We start from the raw sequence: 21,331 nt of genomic DNA, 5'->3' as shown, positions 1-21,331 counted from the left end.
GATAATTTCCAAGAACTTTTGCCACACTAAGGATGCATTAAACAAAGTGAGGTGAGGGTATGAAAGTTCACGTTAGACCTTGGGCGTTAGTAATCGCCATCGGACTAATTGCCAGCATTGCTCTGTCCGGGTTTGCCTATGCGGCTTTAGGGGATCGGTTGCTTGGCAGGGGAAGCAAAGGCTCAGAAGTAATTGAGCTGCAAAAGAAGTTAACACAGTTGGGTTATACTCTCGGGAAAGCTGACGGAAAGTTCGGCTCCAAAACAGAGGCGGCAGTTCGACGTTTCCAAAAGGAACACGGATTAAGAGTAGATGGGTTGGCAGGAACACAAACTATTAAGGAATTGAAACGCCTTACCGGGCAGAGCACAAATGCTTCTGGAAAGGCTGTGGGTTATAAAAACACTGACACTAACCTTTTAGCTCGTACAGTCAATGCAGAGGCAAGAGGGGAACCTTATATAGGTCAGGTTGCGGTAGCTGCGGTGATTCTCAATCGAATTGCAGATCCCGCATTTCCTAAAACAATTGCTGACATTGTTTATCAGCCTAGGGCTTTTTCAAGCGTGGATGATGGACAAATTAACTTACCCCCTTCGGCATCCGCAATTCGGGCTGCCCAAGAGGCGATAAATGGATCAGATCCTTCAGGAGGAGCACTTTTCTTTTTTGCTCCTGCCAAGACGAAAAACAAATTCATTTGGTCAAGGCCTCAGATTAAACAAATTGGGAATCACATTTTTACGAAGTAGGGGGGGGACAGGCATGCACAGGAAATTTTGGATCGGTGCTTTAACACTAGCTTTTGTAATTTCATTAGGCTGGGGTGTGAGTGAATACCGTCAGGCAGAAAAATATCGTCTTGCTGACGAAAATAATAATCGACGAGCATTGACCGATTTTGCAAGTCACCTTGACCAGTTAGAGACTGATCTGGCCAAAGGAGATGTTGCCAGCAATCCAGCTCAAAAGATCCTCTACTTAAGTCAAGTGTCAAGTAAAAGTGATTCAGCCCTTAAAGACTTTGCTCAAATTCCTGCCGAGCAGGCTGGGCTGAGTTATGTAGGTCAGTTTTTAACACAATCCGGTGATTTTGCCAAGAATTTGGCACAGAGGATTGCCGGTGGGGGAACGATTTCCGCAGAGGAAGAAAAGACCTTAAGAGACATGCATGAACGGCTGATGCCAGTCAATCAAAAAGTACAAGATTTGATCACTAGAATAGATACTGAAAATTTAGTTTGGACAGATCCAGAGCCAACCCTAAGGCAACGGCTCGGTTTTGGAACACAAGTTGCAGAAGCGTCTGCAGATGGCAGTGAAACCCTTTCAAAATCAGTACGGTCCGGATTGGATCAGTTGGATGCGAGCTTGCAGAAGCTTCCGCCATTTTCGTATACTGGAGAATACGCTACACGAGTTGTAGAAAAACCCTTAGGTCTCCCAGCTGGGGAAGTAACCCGCGATCAGGCTCTAGCTAAGGCACGAGATTTTTTAAGCAAAATTGGTTATGCCAATACAACGCCAGCATTTGATGGAGAGACTCAGGGTGAGCTTGGCGGGTATAAGTGGAAGATCAATGAAGCTTATATGGAAGTAAGCCGCCAAGGTGGTGTTATAACCTTATTTCGCGATCAACGCTCTATTGAACCAAGAACTATAAGTGCCGAGGAGGCTGCCAAAAAGGCCAATGCTGCTTTACAAAGTTTAGGTTGGCAACTGGTGATCACTTCAAGTGAGGATTTCGGTTCTTATGTTCAATTTGACGCAGTCGTTGAAGAAAATGGCATAAGAATTTATCCTGATAAAGTACGTCTGATGATCGCTTTAGACAACGGTAAACTAGTTGGATTAGATACAGTACCCTATTACGCATTCCATCATTCCCGAACCTTCCCCAAGAAACTGACCATGGATCAAATCCTGCGCAAGTTGCGACCGAATTTCCAGGTCGTCGAGAGTCGCTTGGCGGTCATTGTTAAGAGTGGAAATCAAGAGATTTATTGTTATGAGTTCCGAGGTCGATATCAGGGCGAGGAATATCTCCTATACCTAAATGCTGCAACGGGTGTTGAAGAGAATATCCGAAGGATCATTAAGACACCGCGTGGGGAATATCTTAAGTAAAAAGTAAAATTAAAAAGTAAAAAGTAACGAGCGCTCCTAAAAACTAAAACATGCTGTACTAACTGTACTATACTTACAGTTAGGCACGGAATAAGCGAGAGGGAAGTGTCCCTCTCGCTCTTGAATATGAGATTATGGGAATAATCAGAGTAAAGAAGATTTGGTTGGTACCAAGGGCTGGCCAGACCCGAAAAAGGACGTTCGAGATTAGAACACCGCCATGAACCTTCCAGAAAGTTTTAATATCTGCCTAGTATAAAAAAGGAGTTTGTTCAAGTTAGCGAGAATAGGCACCTTATATTACATAATCCTGTTCAAAGAGTAGGGGGTTGTCGGATGAAAGTTACGCCATTTACCCTAGAAAGATTCTTTTCGCAAACCGAGTTTAATGCGCGTTATCATCTTGCTTCCAGTGCAATCATGGCATGGTCGTTGCGTGAGTTTCTCAGTATGGCCAATGATCCAGATTTGCAATTTAGTCTGTTTGCTACACGGTTGGGATATACTGAACCTGAGGGAATACCCGATTTGCGACGGGAAATCTCACGTCTATATGCTGTTCCTACAGATCTGAACAATATCTTCGTGACCATTGGGGCGATTGAAGCTAATTATCTCTTGCTAAGTACTTTACTGAAACCTGGCGATCGGTTTATCGTCCAAACCCCATTTTACCAACAACTGGCTCAAGTCGGCATGGACTTAGGGGCAACCGCATTATTCTGGCTGCATCACAACGATAAGGGGTTTGAACTTCAAGAGTTTGAAATTCTCTTAGAACAAAAACCAACGCTTGTCATGTTGAATACTCCTCATAATCCAACCGGGTTTGAATTCTCTCCAGGTGAAATGAGGCGAATTGCCAATTTGTGTTCTGAACGAGGAATTTTACTCATTGCTGATGAAGTCTATCGGGAACTCAGTGATACACTTCTGCCCGCAATGTGGGAATACTCTTCACAAGCAGTCAGCATCGGAAGCATGTCCAAAGCCTATGGCTTAGCGGGTCTTAGAGTAGGCTGGATAGTAGGACCTCCAGAGATCATTGAGCGCTGCGCTGATAAGCGTGATTACACGTCGCTGTGCTCACCTGTGATAGGACAACACTTAGCCCTAACAGCACTAAAGCATCGCACTAAGATTTGGGAACGCAATCGACAACTGCGCCAGAAAAATATTACGCTACTGGAAAACATGATTAAAAATAACCCTAACCTTAGATGGCAAAAACCAGAGGCAGGGGTGGTCGCTTGGATAGGCTACTCTCAGAAAATTCCCTCTGAACAATTAGCGTGGGACTTACATAAGCGAGGGGTCCTTGTAGCACCAGGAATTTTCTTCGGCGAAGAAGGTCACTTCCGCCTAGGCTTCGGAGGGAATACCAGTGAACTAGAAGCCGGCCTAGCAATCCTTGCGGATTACTTTAAGGAATTATAGATACTTCAGATGTAAGTCAAGGATGCAAGTCAAGAACCGTCCCTAACTTGCACTCTTACTTGCATTCTAACATGCATTTGTCTGCGCCCTTCCAGCAAGCGAATTTGCGTCAAAGACGCAAACAGCTCCCAGAGTGTCTGAACGTCGTTCTAACTCCCGTCGACCCAAGCTAGAGGAAGTTTCTTTGCTTAGAGAGCACGATTAGTGGAATTGCGTCAATGAGCGCAGGCGACGAGGCGTTAAGAAACGCAACGGGACTTGTCCATGGATGGACTGATGCCGCGGTGCCAAGGATGGCAAGGAGCGGCGCACATTCAGAAAGCCCAGAGGTTTTGCGTTTTAGTCTCGGCGCCAAGCGAATAGCAATGGATCACGATAGTCTCCTGTACGATAGTCTCCGGTGGAGAGTATCGCCGAAGCCGTGATCCCAAAAGAAATACTTATCGGCGTAGGATGTGCGAACGTGCAAATAAACTTCCTCTCCCGAAAGGAGCAACCTATGCGCAAAAAAGCGACCATTTATATTCACGGAAAGCAAAAATACCCCGAAGGACACGAAGACCAGCAAGAATTGAGTGCAGAAGGTATTATTTATGAACGAAACGGTGCATTCTATGTGCTATATAAAGAATCAGGAAATAATAGTATGGGACTTGAAGAAGTGACCACCTTATTAACCCTTAAAGAAGGGGCAGTTGCCTTAAATCGTAAAGGCGCGGTCGAGCTATCCCAAGAGTATAGAAAGGGTGTCCTTAATCGTAGTGTTTATACTACTTGTTACGGGAAGATTCTGCTGAGTGTTTTACCGCACTGCGTGGAGTATGACTTGACAGTCCGTGGGGGACGTATTAGTCTAGACTATGACCTTTTTGTCGATGATAAGTTGGTCAGCCATAATGAATTGTTGCTAAACATAAAGGAGGACATCCCCGAATGAGTCTCTACGAGAACATAAAAGTAAAAATAATGGATAATTTGGTACAAGCATCTAATACAGCGAAAGCCGCAGGGGAGTTAAACTTTGAAGAATTGCCCACGTTTGTCTTAGAAGAACCTAGAGAAAGACAACACGGTGATCTAGCGACAAATCTGGCGATGGTATTGGCTAAACAAGCCAAACGTTCTCCGCGGGATATAGCTAATACTCTTATTAAACATATAGACAAAACGGAGACATGGATAGAAGCGTCTGAAATTGCTGGAGCAGGATTTATTAACTTTCGCTTGAATCCGCTCTGGCTTACGGGCGTTATTGGTGAGGTATTAAAGGCCGGTAAAAACTATGGGCAAGTGGATATTGGAAAAGGCCAAAAGATACAAGTGGAATTTGTGAGCGCAAACCCTACAGGGTTGCTTCACATGGGCAATGCTCGTGGGGCAGCACTAGGAGACAGCCTTGCCTCATTACTAACAATGGCTGGGTATGAAGTCTCCCGCGAATTTTATATTAACGATGCGGGAAATCAAATACATAATTTTGCCTTATCGCTAGAGTCCAGATATTTACAACAACTAGGTCAAGACGCGGCTTTCCCAGAAGGCGGATATCATGGTGAGGATTTGATCGATACAGTAAAAGGCCTGATTGCCAAAGTAGGGGATAAGTACCTTTCTGTTGAATCGGGGTTAAGACGTGAGTTTTTAGTGAGATATGCCTTAGATGAAAAAATGCGGAATATCCGGGAAACGCTAGAGGATTTTGGGGTCAAATATGATGTTTGGTTTAACGAACAATCCTTGCATGATTCAGGGGCCGTTCGTTTAACTATGGAGGAACTCGAGAAAAAAGGATATATTTACGAAAGCGAAGGTGCACACTGGCTTAAATCCACATTATTTGGGGATGAAAAAGATGAAGTGGTCATTAGGAGCAATGGAGCACCGACCTATTTTGCTGCAGATATTGCGTACCACCGCAATAAGTTCGAGCGAGGATTTAATCGAGTCATCAATATTTGGGGAGCGGATCATCATGGACATGTTGCTCGGATGAAAGGAGCGATGACCGCCTTAGGCCATGACGCAGATAATCTGCAAGTCATTTTAATGCAACTTGTGCGCTTGATCCAAAATGGCGAAGTTGTGAAAATGTCCAAACGCTCTGGCCAGTATATTACGTTACGCGAGTTAATGGACGAAGTTGGCAAGGATGCAGCGCGTTTTTTCTTTAATCTACGAGACCCAGACTCTACCGTGGATTTTGATATGGATCTAGCAAGAGCGCAGTCGTCGGATAACCCAGTTTACTATGTGCAATATGCACATGCTAGATTATGTAGTATTCTGCGGCAAGCTGAAGAACTGGGTGATACTACAACCCCTGCCTCTGAAGAGGAATTACAAAGCTTAGACAGCACAGAAGAGCGGGATCTACTCAAGAAGATGGCTGACTTACCGAGCGAGGTCATCATAGCGGCACGTTTAATGGAACCCCATCGTTTAGCACGGTATGTACTTGACTTGGCGGGTCTTTTCCATACGTTCTATAACAGCCAGAGAGTCCTTGTTGAGGATGAAGGACTTAGAAGGGCTCGTTTAAGCTTAGTACGGGCGGTAAAACAAATTGTGAGTAATGTATTGGACGTTTTAGGCGTATCAGCACCTGAAAGAATGTAAATTAGGTTTAAATAATGTTTAAACAAACGATAAGCAGGAAATATTTAGGGGTGGGCCGAATATAGTGATATTCAAAACGACGAAGGGCGGTGGAGTTTTGACCCACTCTTTGAGCAAAAAAGACAAACCAACCGAAGCAGATATAGCTTATGAAGTACTGAAGGCTCAAGGTAACCCCATGCATTATCAAAATTTAATTGAAGTAGTACTGCAACGCTTAGGGATTTCCCAAGAGGCAATACGGATTGCGGCGGCACTTACCCAGATTAATCTTGACACACGCTTTACGTTTCTCGGGAGAGGGGAATGGGGTCTAAAAGTCTGGGAACCTTCGAAGGTTAACCGTCGGTCGCCTTCGGTAACCTTGATAAACAAAGCATCAGTCGATGAAGAAGACAAGACAGACTCAGAAGAACTAGAAGAGGATTCCTTGGACGAAGATGGATCTGACACAGACGAAATATTTGATGAAGCGGATGAGGGGCAACGCGGGGAAAAATGGTAGTCATAGTATATCTAATGGAAAGGTCTACTGGTGATGAACATGTCTCCAAAAGAGAGTAAGAGTTACAGTGCTCCAATGGTCTATAAATCGTTTGCGATTTTAAAAGAAGTTGCTAAAGCTCAAGGGACTTTAGGTGTTAGCGATATTTCGAGACAATTAAATTTTAATAAAAGCACTGTTTACGGTGTTACTCAGGCCTTTCTCGATTTAGGTGTATTACGTCAGGATGAATCAACTAAGAAATTTAGGCTGGGACCTGCTTTGATACAGCTCAGTAATCAGTCGTTAGCTTCGGTCAGTTTAAAGGATATTGCACGTTCTTTTATGATGAAATTAGCCCAGGATTTCGCTGGGACGGTATTCTTGGGCTGTTTTGATGAGTATGGGATAACAATTATTGAAAAGGTTGATAGCCCGGAAGATTTAAAGATATCGGCTCCTGTAGGGACTAGACTTCCTTTCTTTTCTGGATCAGCTGCAAAATCCTTTTTAGCAAATTTAGATGAAACGATTCAGAGAAGGATAATCACAGAAAAGGTACTACCAAAGTTCACCAATAAAACGATAAATAATATTGAAGACTATCTGGCTGATCTTAAGCAAGTACGAAAACAGGGCTATGCCACTGATTTTGAAGAATATATTCATGGCGTTAATGCTGTTAGCGTGCCGTTAGTTGATATCCGTGGCACATTATTAGGCGCGATATGGATTGTAGGATTCAGTAATTCCTTTACGAAGGACAAGATGCAACAAGCTGCAGTGGCTGCCATGGAATCCGCTAAACAAATAACCCGCATAATTGGTTAGCTAGATATTGAGCTTTAGAATTTATAAAGACAATAGAAATAACCCCGTCTTTTCAGGCGGGGTTATTTCTATTGTTTTTTAGCTCAAACAATAACTAGTTATTGTATAAAATTACTGAAACAGTTGAGAAGCAAAAGCTGCTTATTGGTAAATTCGAGGTCTGATTTCTATATGAATGGTTGATTTCGACTTTTGGGAAGAAAAATCGAACTATTCACAGGGGAAATTCGACTGTTCGTTATAAGATATAGTATTTGTTTTGCCTGCATGTTAAAATAGTATAAAGGAGAGAACGACTGTTTCCTATGGGAAACAAGACAACAATTTAACGTTTTTTATTGAGTTATGAACGAAACCTAATTTCTTAATTTTAAGGAGGGATTTGAATGTACCTACCTGATTTTGATTATTATATGCCGGATAGTCTAGCAGAGGCCTGCGAAGCGCTCGCTCGTTTTGGTTCCAATGCCAAGGTCTTATCCGGAGGGACGGACATTATTTCAAAAATGAAAAGTGGACTGCTCAGCCCTGAAATTCTGGTTTCCCTAAAGAAATTAGACGAGCTGACAAAAATTGAGTTTGTTGCAGGAAAAGGGGTCGTCATTGGGGCAAGAGCCACTCACAATGACCTCGTTAATTCTAGCCTTTTAAATGAAAAATACCTTTCCATTTCGGAGGCTGCGCATCATATGGCAGCCAACCAAATCCGAAATATCGGCACCGTCGGTGGAAATCTTTGTAATGCAGTGCCGTCCGCTGACCTACCTCCAATTTTGATCGCTTTGGGGGCGACCATTAAGCTCGTTGGAAGCAACGGCGAACGAACCATGCTCTTAGAAGAGTTCTTCCTAGGTCCGGTTAAGACGTTGATCGCCCCGGATGAGATTTTAACAGAAATCGTGATTCCTGATCAACCCACCACGGGTAGTACGTATCTTAAATTCGGGTTGCGTCGATCGGGGGCTTTAGCCGTCGTTGGCCTAGCCGTGGCCGTCACCGTAACGGGAGAAACGCTTCAAGACGTGCGTATCGCTATTGGAGCTGCTGCACCAATCCCCATGCGTGCCCGAGAAACGGAGAACTTTCTGCGCGGAAAAACCATTTGTGATGAGCTACTAGCCGAAGCAGGGGTGATTGCGGCAAGTGAAAGCAAACCCATTTCTGATCTTCGGGGTTCGGCGGAATATCGTCGTGACCTAGTCCGCGTTTTTACCAAGCGAGCGTTGCGTAAGGCAATCAATGAGGGGCATGTATAAGGAAGGAGGGGAAAGAATGTCACAGGTTATTACGGATAAAGAGGGTATAAAACATTATATGATCACCCTAAATGTCAACGGGGATGATTATACACGGGTCGTTAAAGCGAACACGATGCTGGTTAATGTCTTGCGAGATGAACTCGATCTTACTGGGACCAAAAAAGGCTGTGAACTTGGCAATTGTGGTTCATGCACGGTTCTCCTCGATGGCAAACCCGTTAATTCATGCCTGATTTTGGCCATCGAGGCAGACGGACGAACCATTACGACGATTGAAGGAATCTCTGAGAGTTCTGAGTTAGATAAAGTTCAGGAATCGTTTATTAATAATGGAGCAATCCAGTGTGGATATTGTACCCCAGGAATGGTGCTTTCGGCCAAGGCTTTGTTAACTAGAAATCCCCATCCCAACGAGCATGAAGTCCGTGAAGCGATTGCTGGTAACCTTTGCCGATGTACTGGCTTTGTGAACATTGTGAAGGCGGTTCTCAAAGCCTCAGAAGAATCGAATGAAAATGAGGTGATAAGCCATGATTGATGATTATGCAGTCATCGGCAAAAGCGTGCCTAAAATAGATGGTCGGGAAAAAGTCACTGGAGCCGCAAAATATACGGGTGACTTAAAATTTCCGAATATGTTGTTTGGGAAAATTTTAGGCAGTCCTTATGCTCATGCCAAGATCTTAAGTATTGATACGGCGGAGGCTGAAAAACTGCCGGGTGTAAAAGCCGTTATTACGCATAAGGACGTACCCACCCTTAAATATGGGATTAGTCCAGCTCGTTGGGATGAAAACATCTTTTGCAGTGACAAGGTCCGTTTTGTCGGTGACAAAGTGGCAGCTGTCGCATGCATTGATGAGGAAACCTGCTATAAGGCCTTGAAACTAATTAAAGTTGAGTACGAGGTCCTACCCGCCGTGCTTGATCCACTGCATGCGATGGACGAAGGAGCTCCGCAGGTTCACGAAGAGTATCCCCGCAATATCAATACTGAAATTCATCAAAATTTCGGTGACGTAGAGAAAGCGTTTGCTGAGGCGTACTATGTCCGAACCGATTACTTTGTAGGACAGCGCACCTACCAGTCGCCCATTGAGCCGCATTCGGCCATTTCTAGTTGGAAGGATAACAAGCTGACGATTTACTCCAGCACTCAGTCGCCCCATTATTTCCAACACTACATTGCCCGGGAGTTCGGGCTAAAAATGGGGGATGTCCGGATTATAAAGACTTACGTCGGGGGAGGCTTCGGCGGGAAACTAGAACCGACCGGCCTGGAGTTTGCCGGGGCTGTGCTCTCCAAACTAACCGGTCGTCCGGTCAAAACCTTCTATGACAGGCATGAAATGTTTGCCCATAATCGCGGCCGTCATAGGGAGTACATGGAAATGACCTCTGGGGTTGACAAAGACGGTAAACTGCTCGGCGTGTATGCCAACTTCGTGATGGACGGAGGGGCTTATACTAGCTTGGGGATCGCCAGTGCTTACTATGCCGGTGCCCTGCTGACCCTTACGTATGAATTTGAGAATTACAAATGGGATTTGCATAGGGTTTATACGAACCTGCCAGCCTGCGGGGCCCAACGGGGTCATGGAGCACCCCAACCTAAGTATGCCTTTGAAAGTCATTTAGATAACATTGCCAAGGCTATAGGCATAGATCCTTTGGATATTCGACTTCGTAACGCCCGTCGGCCCAACACGGTGACCCCGAATGAGTTCATCATTAATTCTTGTGAGTTAAAAGCGTGTCTGGAAAAAGCGGGTGAAATCTCAGGGTGGCGTGAGAAAAAAGGGAATCTACCTCAGGGAAGAGGTATTGGGATTGCCACGGGAAGTTTTGTCTCGGGTGCTGGTTATCCCATTTACCGGACCGACCTACCGCAAGCTTCTGCCATGATCAAGGTCAATGAGGACGGTAGTGCGGCGACACTCTATACCGGTGCGACAGATATTGGCCAAGGGTCAGATACAGTCCTCTGTCAGATGGCGGCAGAGGCGATGGGATACCGCTACGAAAACATGAAGATCATTGCGGCTGATACTGAAACAACGCCCCATGATTTTGGCGCCTATGCCAGCCGTCAGACCTTAATGTCGGGTACGGCTGTTAAGAGGGCAGGCGAGGAAATCAAAAAACAGGTTCTGGACATGGCCTCCACGTTGATGAACTTACCGCCTGAAGACCTAGAATGTCGAGAAGGGATTATTTTCTCGATATCTCGTCCTAAGGCTAACACGCTAACCTTTGAGGAAGTGGCCCGTCGTTTCTTTGTCCTACGGGGTCTTCTCTTAGGCCGTGGAGTCTACTCTGTTCCCCGCTTAGGGGGGACATTCAAAGGAGCCGCAGTAGGTACCTCGCCAGCTTATAGCTATTGTGCTCAGATTAGCGAGGTTCAAATCGACGAGGAAACGGGTGAAATCGATGTTCGTGAAGTGTGGGATGTCCATGATTGTGGGAAGGTGATCAACCCTATGCTTCTGCACGGGCAGGTACATGGAGCCCTGTATATGGGCATGGGAGAGTCGATCTGGGAACAGGTCTTGTTTGATGATCAGGGACGAATTCTTAACCCCAATCTCGGCGAATATAGATTACCTACCGCACTCGACATGCCTCAGATTCATTCCGAATTAGTCGACAGCTATGAGCCGGCTGGACCATGGGGGGTAAAGGAAGTCGGTGAAGGAGCAACCAATCCGACCATGGGTTGTTTCTCGAACGCCATCTTTGATGCGATGGGTGTGAGAATCAATAGTTTGCCACTCACTTATGAAAAAGTCTGGCGCGCTATGAAAGAAAAGCGTGAGGGCAAAACAGAAGCCTGAGGTCAGAAGCAGAGGTTAGAAATCAAAGGTTGAGGCGCGTAGTTCGAGTTAATTATGATGAATATATCAAAAAAAGTGGCAGCCTAAACTAAAAAAATTATACCCTAAATATGAAATCTCTTCATACATTTTTATAACACTTGCTTTTTGTTTTCTTATTTTCCGGAGAAAAGCTGGTGTTTTTTATTTTGAGCATTAATTCTCGTTGATCTTTGGCAAAGAGGGCCAAGAACCTCGGCGAATTTAGGGAGAGATATATTCCGATATTATGTAGATAAGTCGAAGACGAAATTCTTGAACGAGTAAATAAACTTGGAATTGGCCCCCAGGGTTTAGGTGGAACTCAAACAGCAATGGCAGTATTTATTGAAACCTATCCCACTCATATTGCCGGTATGCCGGTTGCTGTGAATATAAACTGTCATGCGGCACGCCATAAGTATATTGAAATGAGTGGCAGAGAGACCATAGTAACTGAGGGGAATCAGATTATTCAGACTCCCTTGACCAAGGACAAGGTTGCAGGTTTAAAGGCCGGTGATTCTGTGTTAATAAGCGGAACTATCTACACGGGAAGGGATGCGGCACACAAAAAGATAGTGGAAGCTATTTGAAATTAAAGATTTCCCAGTTGTCGTTATTGTTGATAGTCAGGGGAATAATTATTACGAGAGCGCTAAAGCCAAGTACAGAAGAGTCTAGGAAATTAGATTGGATAATAATTGAGCTAGCCGTTTGAATGCGTTTACCTTGACATCCTTGACAAGTCTAGCTAAAATAGAACAGTGAGATAAAGAAAAATAGCGAGACACCTATTGAATCGTTGCCCGAGTTGTACCTATACACCAAAACATAGTCTTTCTGACAGGAAAAATAAAAGCTAGTGCGGTTCTCGGACTAGCTTTATTTATGTGTTTTGTTGCAGAAGATAGTCTTGTAAGATAGTCTACTGCTTGAGAAATAGAGGAACTCCGTTTACATTTAAAGGTCTGAAAGGAAATGGTAAAGCGCATGACAAAATTTATTTTCGTAACGGGCGGCGTTGTGTCTTCCCTAGGAAAGGGAATTACAGCGGCATCCCTGGGTTGCCTTCTTAAAAATAGGGGTTTCAAAGTGGCAATACAAAAATTTGATCCCTATATTAATATTGACCCTGGAACAATGAGCCCATATCAACACGGTGAAGTGTTTGTTACGGATGATGGAGCGGAAACAGATCTGGATTTGGGTCACTATGAGCGCTTTATTGATGTTCCAGTTTCAAAAAACAGCAATGTTACCACCGGTAAGGTCTACTGGTCGGTCATCCGAAAGGAACGTAAGGGTGATTATCTAGGCGGGACTGTTCAAGTCATACCTCATATTACGAATGAAATCAAAGAGCGGATCTACCGTGTAGCGCGAGAAAGCCATCCAGACTTCGTGATCACTGAGATCGGCGGAACGGTGGGGGACATTGAATCCCTACCTTTTCTTGAAGCAATCCGGCAGATGAAGAATGATATTGGGCGGGAGAATGTCGTTTATATTCATGTGACCCTAGTCCCTTATTTAGCGATGTCTGGTGAATTAAAAACAAAACCGACACAGCACTCGGTTAAGGAATTACGGGGAATCGGCATTCAACCATCGATCATCGTTTGTCGTACAGAGAAAGCCCTAGCCAAGGACATGAAGGAAAAGTTAGCTTTACTATGTGATGTAGACTTAGAAGCGGTTGTTCAATGTTTGGATGCATCGACTATTTATGAAGTCCCCCTTAAACTCCAAGCAGAAGGGCTTGACGATATTGTCCTGCGCTGCGCAGGTCTAGAAGCCCCTCCGGCAGATATGGCCGAGTGGAAGGTAATGGTGGAGAGAATTAAATCTCCGACGAGGGAAATCGAGATTGCGATTGTTGGCAAATACGTGGAACTCCCTGATGCCTACCTAAGTGTGGCAGAGGCTTTACGGTCAGCAGGGACTGAGCACGGCGCTAAAGTAAAAGTTCGCTGGATTAATTCGGAAAATATTGAGGAAGAATCGGCCGAAAAGTACTTAGAAGGCGTTGATGGAATCCTTGTCCCCGGAGGATTTGGTAACCGGGGCATTGAAGGGAAAATCGAAGCAATCCGGTATGCTAGAGAACAAAAGACTCCATTTCTAGGGATTTGCCTTGGGATGCAAACAGCCATCATAGAAGTTGCGCGCAATCTCTGTGGTATGGAACGTGCAAATAGTACAGAATTTGATGCAGACACACCTTTCCCGGTCATTGATATTCTCCCAGAGCAGAAGGACATCGAAGAAAAAGGCGGCACCATGCGCTTAGGTATTTCTCCTGCGAAATTAGTTGAGGGAAGTATTGCATACGATGCATATCAGGATCAAGTTATTTACGAACGCCATCGTCATCGCTATGAGGTCAATAATCAATTCCGAACTCAACTTGAGGAAGCCGGTTTGAGGTTCTCGGGCACATCCTTAGATGGACGTCTGGTAGAAATTGCTGAGTTCCCAGATCATCCCTGGTTTGTTGCCTCCCAGTTCCATCCCGAATTCAAGTCTCGGCCGAACCGAGCACATCCACTTTTCAGAGAATTTATACGTGCTACGCTAGGGGGACTTGTGTGACACAGCGCTCAGTCATACGACGCAGAGCAAACTAACCGTGTAAGCTCCTAAAGTAAGAACGGGGTTCCCGCCAAATTCGCCATCCTTGGCTCAGTTGGCGGCTTCGCACGTCCTGTGCTCAGCCCCGTATCTGGGGTCGCTTACACGGAAGTTTGCTAGTCTGCTTTCGTAAAGACGTCGCGCTCTGTCACACTGCGTCCCGGGCTTGGAACGGTTTGGTCTGCTTTGGAGATAGTTAGAATCCGGACGCAAGTTGGGGACTGTTCTGGTATTTCCGGGTTTGATTTCACACTTGTAAAATACTGCGTCCGTCTCTGGGGTTGCTTGGAACGGGAGAAAGGTGCAAACCTTGACATCTCGATGTACATATATGTGGAAATCATGGAATTTGACCTAGAAGAGTTCTGCTAAACCTGGATTAAAGGTCTGGCATGAACTCTTCCTGTATAATAGCGAGTTACTGATTAAGGGAGCAAGACCATGGCAAGAATGGAGAGAGGAAGGGGGACTGAAGCGGATGCCCTATGTTGCAAGATGGATCAATAAAAATGAACATATGAGATTTAACGCTTTTTTAGCTAAAGACCCTAAAGGACACGTGCTCCAATCGTGGGAATGGGGAGAGATTAAGAGCAGGACTGGCTGGGTACCCTGGCGTTTGATAGTGGAAGAAAACAATGAGATCGTTGCTGCGGTCTCTATTCTTGAACGAAAAATACCGGTTGTAGGGATTCCTATTTTTTACGCTTCACGAGGGCCGATACTCAACTTAAAAAATAGTGCATTATTAGACTTAATTTTAAAGGAAATTAAAAAGTTAGCTAAGGCTCGAGGGGCTATTTTCTTAAAAATTGATCCGGATGTATCTTCTTCAGAAAAAGAACTGGAGCAGTATTTGCTTTCGAGAGGATTCAGATCTGCTGAGAGCGGCAAGGGCTTCGAGGGGGTTCAACCAAAGTATGTGTTTCGGCTAGATATTTCTCCAGATGAAGCAACCCTGCTCGCAAATATGCAACAGAAAACACGCTATAACATCCGTCTTGCCCAGAAAAAGGGGGTTCAGATCAGGCGAGGAAAACGAGAAGATTTGCCGGAATTTTATAGAGTATTGAAAGAAACGACAGAGCGTGACCGCTTTTTGGTGCGGGCTTATTCTTATTTTGAAGACCTTTATGATTCCTTGGTCCCAGCGGGCTTAGGAGAATTATTTATTGCCGAATATGAAGGGAATATTGTAGCCGGAACCTTGGCATTTGTCATAGGGGATAAGGCTTGGTACATATACGGGGCTTCCTCAAACGCTCACCGCAATGTCATGCCGAACTATTTAATTCAGTGGGAAATGATTCGGTGGGCAAAATCCCTGGGCTGTACTCTCTATGATTTTCGGGGGGTGCCCGGACATTTAACGGAAGATAATCCGCTGTATGGGCTTTATCGATTTAAGAAGGGATTTAACGGAGAGTATACAGAGTTCATTGGAGAGTGGGACCTAGTGTATCGCCCCATGGTTTATTTTCTTTGGAACCATCTAGAGCCTATCTATTCTGATCTGTTAAAGGGATTAATCGCTAAACTTCGGCGAGTGCGGAGGGGATAACGCAATGGCTGGGACTTGGATTGAAGTGGACCTAGATTCCTTAGTCGGAAATTATCAAGAAGTCATTAAGCATCTTCGTCCCGGCTCAAGATGTATGGCAGTTGTAAAATCTGATGCTTATGGCTTGGGGGCGATTGAAGTTGCGCATTCCTTACAACGTGCCGGATGTGATGCATTTGCGGTCACGAGAGTAGAAGAAGGGCTAATCTTACGTGAGCACGGAATTGAGGGACTCATTCTAGTTTTGGGACCCACCCTGAAGGAAGAATGGCCCATGGCTATCGCGGCAAAGTTACAGCTAACAATGACTGAACTAGCCTGGATTGCGGAGTTAAATGAAACGGGTTCGAAATTGGAATTGCAGCTTGATCAGCCAATCCAGATTCATCTGAAGGTAGAGACTGGATTGGGGAGAACTGGGTTCCGGTTCTCTGAACTTGAAGAGCTTTGTATTGTCTTGTCTAAATCCAATCATATTCAGGTTGTGGGAGTATATACTCATTTTTCCAGGGCTGCCCAAAGGGATAAACGCTATACTCTAGAGCAGTATGAACGCTTTAAGTCTTTCACGGCCCGTTTAGAGGAACTAGGAATTCATCCTACTTGGAAGCACGTCTGTAACAGCGCTGCGTTTCTCGACTATCCTGAATGGCATCATGATTTTGTGCGCATCGGGACTCTTTTGATCGGGCATTATCCAGGGCCAGGTTTTTCGGGAAAATTAACCTTGCGTGATCCTTGGCTTGCTAAAAGCCGGATTGTTCATCTGCGCAAAGTCACTAAAGGAACCTATGTGGGATATCAAAGTATTTATCGGACGAAGAAAGCTACACAGCTGGCGGTGATCCCTGTGGGATATGCAGATGGATTTGGGGTAGCTCCACATTTTGTCCCCCAAGGCTGGATAGATTTTAGTAAAATTATTTTCAAGAATTTTGTTGCTTTGTTTGGTATTTATCTCGGTCAGGAAAGGGTAGAGCTCCAAGGTCGGACGGTTCAAGTTGCTGGAAAAATCGGAATGCAGCTTACGGTAATTGATGTGGGGATGCAGGAATGCTCGTTGGGGGATGATGTGAGGATTCCCCTGCGTAGAACCGTAGCAAATCCACGTATTCTTAGGAAATACAGACAAGATGGACAAATATTGTCAGAGAGAATTTTAGAAGAAGGAATTTCAGTAGAACATAAAGAATATTCATTTCTTAGAGAATAAGAAACTTGCGTTATCATAAGAGGGGGTTAAGGGGTGGCAAAAGTTCTTATCGTAGACGACCAATTGGGTGTGCGTCGTCTACTCTTTGAGACCTTCAGGGAAGATCAACATGAGGTTGAAATGGCTGCCAATGGTACGGAGGCTGTTCAGTTACTTAAGACCTTTAAGCCTGACCTCATCTTAATGGACATGAAAATGCCAGGAATGAACGGGCTAGAAACATTAGGACAAATTCGTGCAATAGACCGTCAAGTTGGCGTGATTATGATGACCGCCTACGGTGATGCACAGAATATGGAACAAGCTAAGGATCTTGGGATTCTCTATTATATGAGTAAACCCTTTGATATATTTGACCTTAGAAAACGGGTAAAGGAAATATTACAAACTTCGTAGCTTTACGACAATAGTTTCGCCGCTTACTGCTCGCTTTTTTTGTTAATCAAAAGGCAGGAAATTCTTTATGCATGACGAAGTATATGCAGTAGGAAGAGGTGGGAATTATGATTCTAACAACAAACTCAACAATTGCTATGCAGTGCTCCCAATGTGGAGAGCTAGAATTTCATGCCCTCTCTCTCTTTGCATTTTCTCGACCAGGACGTAAGAATCTGCATTGCAGTTGTGGTTTTCAGTCTATGTCGGTAACCAGTCGTAACAGTCAGCAGTTCAATGTTGCTTATGATTGTGCCTACTGTGGGGAGACCCATTATTTAAGATTAAACCGACATGCCATTTGGGGGAGAGACGCTTTGCCGCTCACTTGCCCCGACGTAGGCGCTTCGGTCGGATATATAGGGCCAAAGCAGAAGGTTAACCACGCTTGTCATGAACGTGAAAAATCCATGGAATTGGCAGTAGAGCTAGGTTATGAGGAAGAGTTTGAAAATCCGGAAGTGATGCTTTGGATTTTAGATCATCTTCATCGTCTCGCAAAGCAAGGAGATTTAGGATGTGCCTGTGGAAACCATCAGTTAACCTTTGAATTGTTGCCGGATCGCATAGAACTTTATTGTGAATGCTGTGAAGCAGTAGGAGTGGTCTATGCGGACAGCTCAGATAATGTTCGTCAATTTGAAGGTATAAATTCCTTATATTTGAAGGAGAATAAAACTTGGCTTATTAACAGTCCGTTACGGGGACAACATATTTCAAGAAAAATTGAGGAGGAAAAAAAATGGCGTTAGTATCGATGATTGAATTATTAGACAGGGCTCAAAAAGAACGTTATGCAGTAGGGGCATTTAATTGCAACAATATGGAGATTGTCCAGGCTATCGTGGCTGCTGCTGAGGCTGAAAAGGCTCCCGTTATTATTCAAGCAAGTCAAGGCGCGATTAAGTATGCTGGAATTGAATATATTACCGCGTTAACAAAACTGGCGGCAGAAAAGGCAAGCGTACCTATAGCTCTGCATCTTGATCATGGAACGAGTTTCGCACAGGTTATGCAGTGTGCGCGAAACGGATTTTCTTCCGTGATGATCGATGGTTCCAAACTCGCGTTAGAAGACAACATTGCTTTGACCAACAAAGTAATCGAGGCAGTTCGACTTTTAGGGGTTTCAGTAGAGGCAGAATTGGGTAAAATAGGTGGAACGGAAGATGATATTACCGTAGACGAGCGAGAGGCGTTATTTACGGACCCGGCTGAAGCAGAGTACTTTGTTCAAGCGACAAAGGTAGATGCCTTAGCAATAGCTATCGGGACAGCTCATGGTCAATATAAAGGGATTCCGAAACTCGACTTTGAACGGCTAACAAAAATTAGAGAAAGAGTTTCAACGCCCCTTGTATTGCATGGTTCCTCCGGAGTTCCAGATGATGCACTGCGTGAAGCGATTTCACGGGGTGTCTGCAAAGTAAACATTGACACAAATATCCGCGAAGCGTTTGTATGGGCTGCTCGCCAAGTCCTTGAAGGGGACGCCAAAGAAATTGACCCGCGCAAAATGTTGGGTCCTGCTCGAGAAGCTGCAACCAAAATAATCCGCGAGAAAATTCGAATTTTTGGAAGCAACGGGAAAGCATAAAAGAAAGAAGGCAATAGAATGCAGTTTTTTTTAGACTCTGCAAATATCGGAGAAATAAAGCAAGCTTGGGATATGGGAGTTATCGCAGGCCTTACGACAAACCCCAGTTTAGTTGCTAAAGAAGGACAGGACTTCCACGAGCTTCTAAACACGATCATTGGGATTGTGGACGGCCCGATCAGTGCAGAAGTGATAGCCCTTGATCATGAAGGGATGTTACAGGAAGCACATGTGTTAGCGGGGATTCACCCAAACATTGTGATTAAGGTTCCGATGACGGAAGATGGTCTTAAAACTGTTAAAGTATTAGCGTCTGAGCAAATCAAAACGAATGTCACACTCGTATTTACAGCGAATCAAGCGTTACTAGCAGCACGGGCAGGTGCAACCTATGTAAGTCCTTTTCTAGGCCGACTAGACGACATCGGTGAAAATGGACTCAACCTGTTGGCTGATATATGTGATATTTACCAAGTACATGGTATCGAAACAAAAACTATTGCGGCTAGTATTCGGAACCCAGTCCATGTAACGGAATCCGCGAAAATCGGAGCTGATTTTGCAACGATTCCCTTTGGAGTTTTAAGACAGCTATTTCGTCATCCTTTAACAGAAGCTGGGATCGAAAAGTTTTTAGCAGACTGGAATAAAAGATAACTATACTGTTCGATTAATACTGCTAGTAAGGTTAAGGTTATAAACGACATCAAACATTGGCATCTGCTTGTCTGAAACCAGATAGATAGATGCCAATGTTTCTATCTATATCAAAAGGATTCTAGACCATTAAGGTGGTTGAAAACTCTTTTAAAGTATGTCACAATAATAGTATAGGCGATCAATGTGATAACATAATTAAGGATTACTTACATAGAAGCAACTCGTTTGTTTAAGTCAGCTAAGTAGAAATAAAGGGTAATACTATTGGTTAATTTAAGGAGGAATCGAAAATGGAAAGAGAACTAACGATGGAATTTGCTAGAGTGACAGAGGCTGCGGCGCTAGCTTCGGCCCGTTGGGTAGGGTTAGGAGATAAGATAGCCGCTGATAATGCTGCTGTTGAAGCAATGCGGGCAGTTTTTAACACAATTCACATGGATGGTACAGTGGTAATCGGCGAAGGGGAAATGGACGAGGCCCCGATGCTTTACATTGGGGAACGTGTCGGAAATGGAGACAGTCCGGAATTGGATGTTGCAGTTGATCCACTAGAGGGCACCAATAGTTGTGCGAAAGGAGTGGCAGGGGCGATTGCCGTTGTGGCGATTGCCAAGAGGGGCTGCTTACTTCACGCTCCAGATATGTATATGGATAAGATCGCGGTAGGTCCTGCTGCTGTTGGGAAGATAAGTTTAGATGCCACAGTGCGTGAAAACGTCTCGAATGTAGCTAAAGCGTTGGGGAAAGCTATGAAAGACATAACGGTCGTCATTTTGGATCGTCCACGTCATCAGAAATTGATTCAAGATGTGCGTGATTGCGGAGCGCGGGTTCGGCTTATTACCGATGGGGATGTTTCTCCGGCTGTGGCCTGTGCGTTTGAAGATACGGGAGTCGATATGATGATGGGAGTTGGCGGAGCGCCTGAAGGGGTCCTAGCAGCCGCAGCCCTGCGTTGTATGGGCGGGGAAATGCAAGGCCGCCTGTGGCCGGAAAACGAAGAAGACGTCGCCAGAGCTAAAGCCTTAGGGATTGAGGACGTCCAAAAATTATTAACGATGGATGACTTGGTAAGTACGGATGATGTCTTCTTTGCAGCGACTGGGATTACAGAAGGCCCCTTACTACGTGCTGTAACCTATACCTCTAAAGGTGCATTGACTCACACTGTTGTCATTCGAGGGAAAACGGGGACAGTTCGCTTTATTGAAGCACGTCACTGCTTTGACAAGAAGCCAGATTATGCTATGAAGGGCTGTTAAATAGGCCACCAACAAGATCCTTGACCAGCGGATACTATTTGTGCTAGAATAGTAAGAGTTGACTGGAATTTTGTCATGAGCAGGCGTGGTCAAGAAAGCTGCGCCTTGATCTAAACGGGAAAGAGGTGAAGACATGAAAGAAAAAATTCACCCGAAATACGAACAAACCACGGTGACATGTGCTTGCGGAGAAGTCATTCCTACAGGCAGCACAAGAATGAACATAAAAGTGGAAATCTGTTCGAAGTGCCATCCCTTCTATACCGGGGTACAGCGGTTTGTCGATGCAGGCGGACGGGTTGATCGGTTTAAAAAGAAATATGGGATGTAAACAACGGCCTGCGGTCGTTGCTGGTGGAAAAG

General features: G+C 44.7%; 20 protein-coding genes and 2 pseudogenes. 21 read left to right on the top strand and 1 reads right to left on the bottom strand.

Going from position 1 to position 21,331, the window contains the following annotated elements:
• Positions 1-59: 59 nt before the first annotated feature.
• The 13 genes and pseudogenes from sleB to pyrG all read left to right on the top strand — a co-directional run bounded on the left by sleB (position 60) and on the right by pyrG (position 14,201).
• Complete coding sequence (gene sleB / locus ACYQ3Q_RS10820) at positions 60-752, top strand: spore cortex-lytic enzyme (RefSeq protein ID WP_459928564.1); 693 nt, start codon at positions 60-62, stop codon at positions 750-752.
• A 13-nt stretch (positions 753-765) separates the two neighbouring features.
• Positions 766-2,127 carry a PepSY1/2 domain-containing protein gene (locus tag ACYQ3Q_RS10815; protein WP_459928563.1) on the top strand — a complete coding sequence of 454 codons (1,362 nt, stop codon included), beginning with the start codon at positions 766-768 and terminating at the stop codon, positions 2,125-2,127.
• Between the two features lie 336 nt (positions 2,128-2,463).
• Positions 2,464-3,564, top strand: coding sequence for an aminotransferase class I/II-fold pyridoxal phosphate-dependent enzyme (locus ACYQ3Q_RS10810; protein ID WP_459928562.1), 1,101 nt, complete (start codon positions 2,464-2,466; stop codon positions 3,562-3,564).
• Between the two features lie 499 nt (positions 3,565-4,063).
• Entirely contained in the window at positions 4,064-4,501 is a 438-nt protein-coding gene (locus tag ACYQ3Q_RS10805; protein ID WP_459928561.1) for a YwiB family protein, read from the top strand.
• On the top strand, positions 4,498-6,180 hold the full coding sequence (argS, locus tag ACYQ3Q_RS10800) for an arginine--tRNA ligase (protein WP_459928560.1): 1,683 nt from the start codon (positions 4,498-4,500) through the stop codon (positions 6,178-6,180). The genes ACYQ3Q_RS10805 and argS overlap by 4 nt, the downstream gene beginning before the upstream one ends.
• 64 nt (positions 6,181-6,244) lie before the next feature.
• Positions 6,245-6,685, top strand: a complete 441-nt coding sequence (gene rpoE / locus ACYQ3Q_RS10795; RefSeq protein WP_459928559.1) for a DNA-directed RNA polymerase subunit delta — start codon at positions 6,245-6,247, stop codon at positions 6,683-6,685.
• Positions 6,686-6,760: 75 nt separating this feature from the next.
• Positions 6,761-7,495, top strand: a complete 735-nt coding sequence (locus ACYQ3Q_RS10790; protein WP_459928558.1) for an IclR family transcriptional regulator — start codon at positions 6,761-6,763, stop codon at positions 7,493-7,495.
• Positions 7,496-7,881: 386 nt separating this feature from the next.
• On the top strand, positions 7,882-8,751 hold the full coding sequence (locus tag ACYQ3Q_RS10785; protein WP_459928557.1) for an FAD binding domain-containing protein: 870 nt from the start codon (positions 7,882-7,884) through the stop codon (positions 8,749-8,751).
• A 16-nt stretch (positions 8,752-8,767) separates the two neighbouring features.
• On the top strand, positions 8,768-9,292 hold the full coding sequence (locus ACYQ3Q_RS10780) for a (2Fe-2S)-binding protein (RefSeq protein WP_459928556.1): 525 nt from the start codon (positions 8,768-8,770) through the stop codon (positions 9,290-9,292).
• Entirely contained in the window at positions 9,285-11,588 is a 2,304-nt protein-coding gene (gene hcrA / locus ACYQ3Q_RS10775; RefSeq protein ID WP_459928555.1) for a 4-hydroxybenzoyl-CoA reductase subunit alpha, read from the top strand. The genes ACYQ3Q_RS10780 and hcrA overlap by 8 nt, the downstream gene beginning before the upstream one ends.
• 278 nt (positions 11,589-11,866) lie before the next feature.
• Positions 11,867-12,052, top strand: a pseudogene (locus tag ACYQ3Q_RS10770) (fumarate hydratase); the annotation flags it as partial.
• Positions 12,038-12,199, top strand: a pseudogene (locus tag ACYQ3Q_RS10765) (fumarate hydratase C-terminal domain-containing protein); the annotation flags it as partial. The pseudogenes ACYQ3Q_RS10770 and ACYQ3Q_RS10765, both read left to right, overlap by 15 nt.
• Positions 12,200-12,599: 400 nt before the next feature.
• Positions 12,600-14,201 carry a CTP synthase gene (gene pyrG, locus ACYQ3Q_RS10760; RefSeq protein ID WP_459928663.1) on the top strand — a complete coding sequence of 534 codons (1,602 nt, stop codon included), beginning with the start codon at positions 12,600-12,602 and terminating at the stop codon, positions 14,199-14,201.
• Positions 14,202-14,356: 155 nt separating this feature from the next.
• On the opposite strand, the gene ACYQ3Q_RS10755 is transcribed toward pyrG, so the two are convergent.
• Positions 14,357-14,569 carry a hypothetical protein gene (locus tag ACYQ3Q_RS10755; protein ID WP_459928554.1) on the bottom strand — a complete coding sequence of 71 codons (213 nt, stop codon included), beginning with the start codon at positions 14,567-14,569 and terminating at the stop codon, positions 14,357-14,359.
• 149 nt (positions 14,570-14,718) lie between these two features.
• Between ACYQ3Q_RS10755 and ACYQ3Q_RS10750 the strand changes: the two genes are divergently transcribed.
• From ACYQ3Q_RS10750 to rpmE, 8 genes are all read left to right on the top strand, one after another.
• Positions 14,719-15,801 (top strand): lipid II:glycine glycyltransferase FemX, encoded by a 1,083-nt coding sequence (locus ACYQ3Q_RS10750; RefSeq protein ID WP_459928553.1) that lies wholly within the window; start codon positions 14,719-14,721, stop codon positions 15,799-15,801.
• A 4-nt stretch (positions 15,802-15,805) separates the two neighbouring features.
• Positions 15,806-17,014: an alanine racemase gene (gene alr / locus ACYQ3Q_RS10745; RefSeq protein ID WP_459928552.1), complete on the top strand. Its 1,209-nt coding sequence runs from the start codon at positions 15,806-15,808 to the stop codon at positions 17,012-17,014.
• A gap of 33 nt (positions 17,015-17,047) precedes the next feature.
• Positions 17,048-17,410, top strand: coding sequence for a response regulator (locus tag ACYQ3Q_RS10740; RefSeq protein ID WP_459928551.1), 363 nt, complete (start codon positions 17,048-17,050; stop codon positions 17,408-17,410).
• Positions 17,411-17,517: 107 nt separating this feature from the next.
• Positions 17,518-18,201 carry a hypothetical protein gene (locus ACYQ3Q_RS10735; RefSeq protein WP_459928550.1) on the top strand — a complete coding sequence of 228 codons (684 nt, stop codon included), beginning with the start codon at positions 17,518-17,520 and terminating at the stop codon, positions 18,199-18,201.
• A complete protein-coding gene (locus ACYQ3Q_RS10730; protein WP_459928549.1) occupies positions 18,192-19,046 on the top strand; it encodes a class II fructose-1,6-bisphosphate aldolase in 855 nt (284 codons plus the stop codon). Before ACYQ3Q_RS10735 ends, ACYQ3Q_RS10730 begins: the two co-directional genes overlap by 10 nt.
• 18 nt (positions 19,047-19,064) lie before the next feature.
• On the top strand, positions 19,065-19,703 hold the full coding sequence (fsa, locus tag ACYQ3Q_RS10725; protein ID WP_459928548.1) for a fructose-6-phosphate aldolase: 639 nt from the start codon (positions 19,065-19,067) through the stop codon (positions 19,701-19,703).
• 293 nt (positions 19,704-19,996) lie between these two features.
• Positions 19,997-20,968, top strand: a complete 972-nt coding sequence (gene glpX / locus ACYQ3Q_RS10720) for a class II fructose-bisphosphatase (RefSeq protein ID WP_459928547.1) — start codon at positions 19,997-19,999, stop codon at positions 20,966-20,968.
• Positions 20,969-21,101: 133 nt separating this feature from the next.
• A complete protein-coding gene (gene rpmE, locus ACYQ3Q_RS10715; protein ID WP_073027488.1) occupies positions 21,102-21,299 on the top strand; it encodes a 50S ribosomal protein L31 in 198 nt (65 codons plus the stop codon).
• The last annotated feature ends 32 nt before the right edge of the window (positions 21,300-21,331 follow it).

The sequence above is a fragment of the Desulfosporosinus burensis genome, assembly GCF_054657535.1.
Note: the sequence above shows the minus strand (reverse complement) of the source record. Positions and strands in the feature narration are given on the sequence as shown.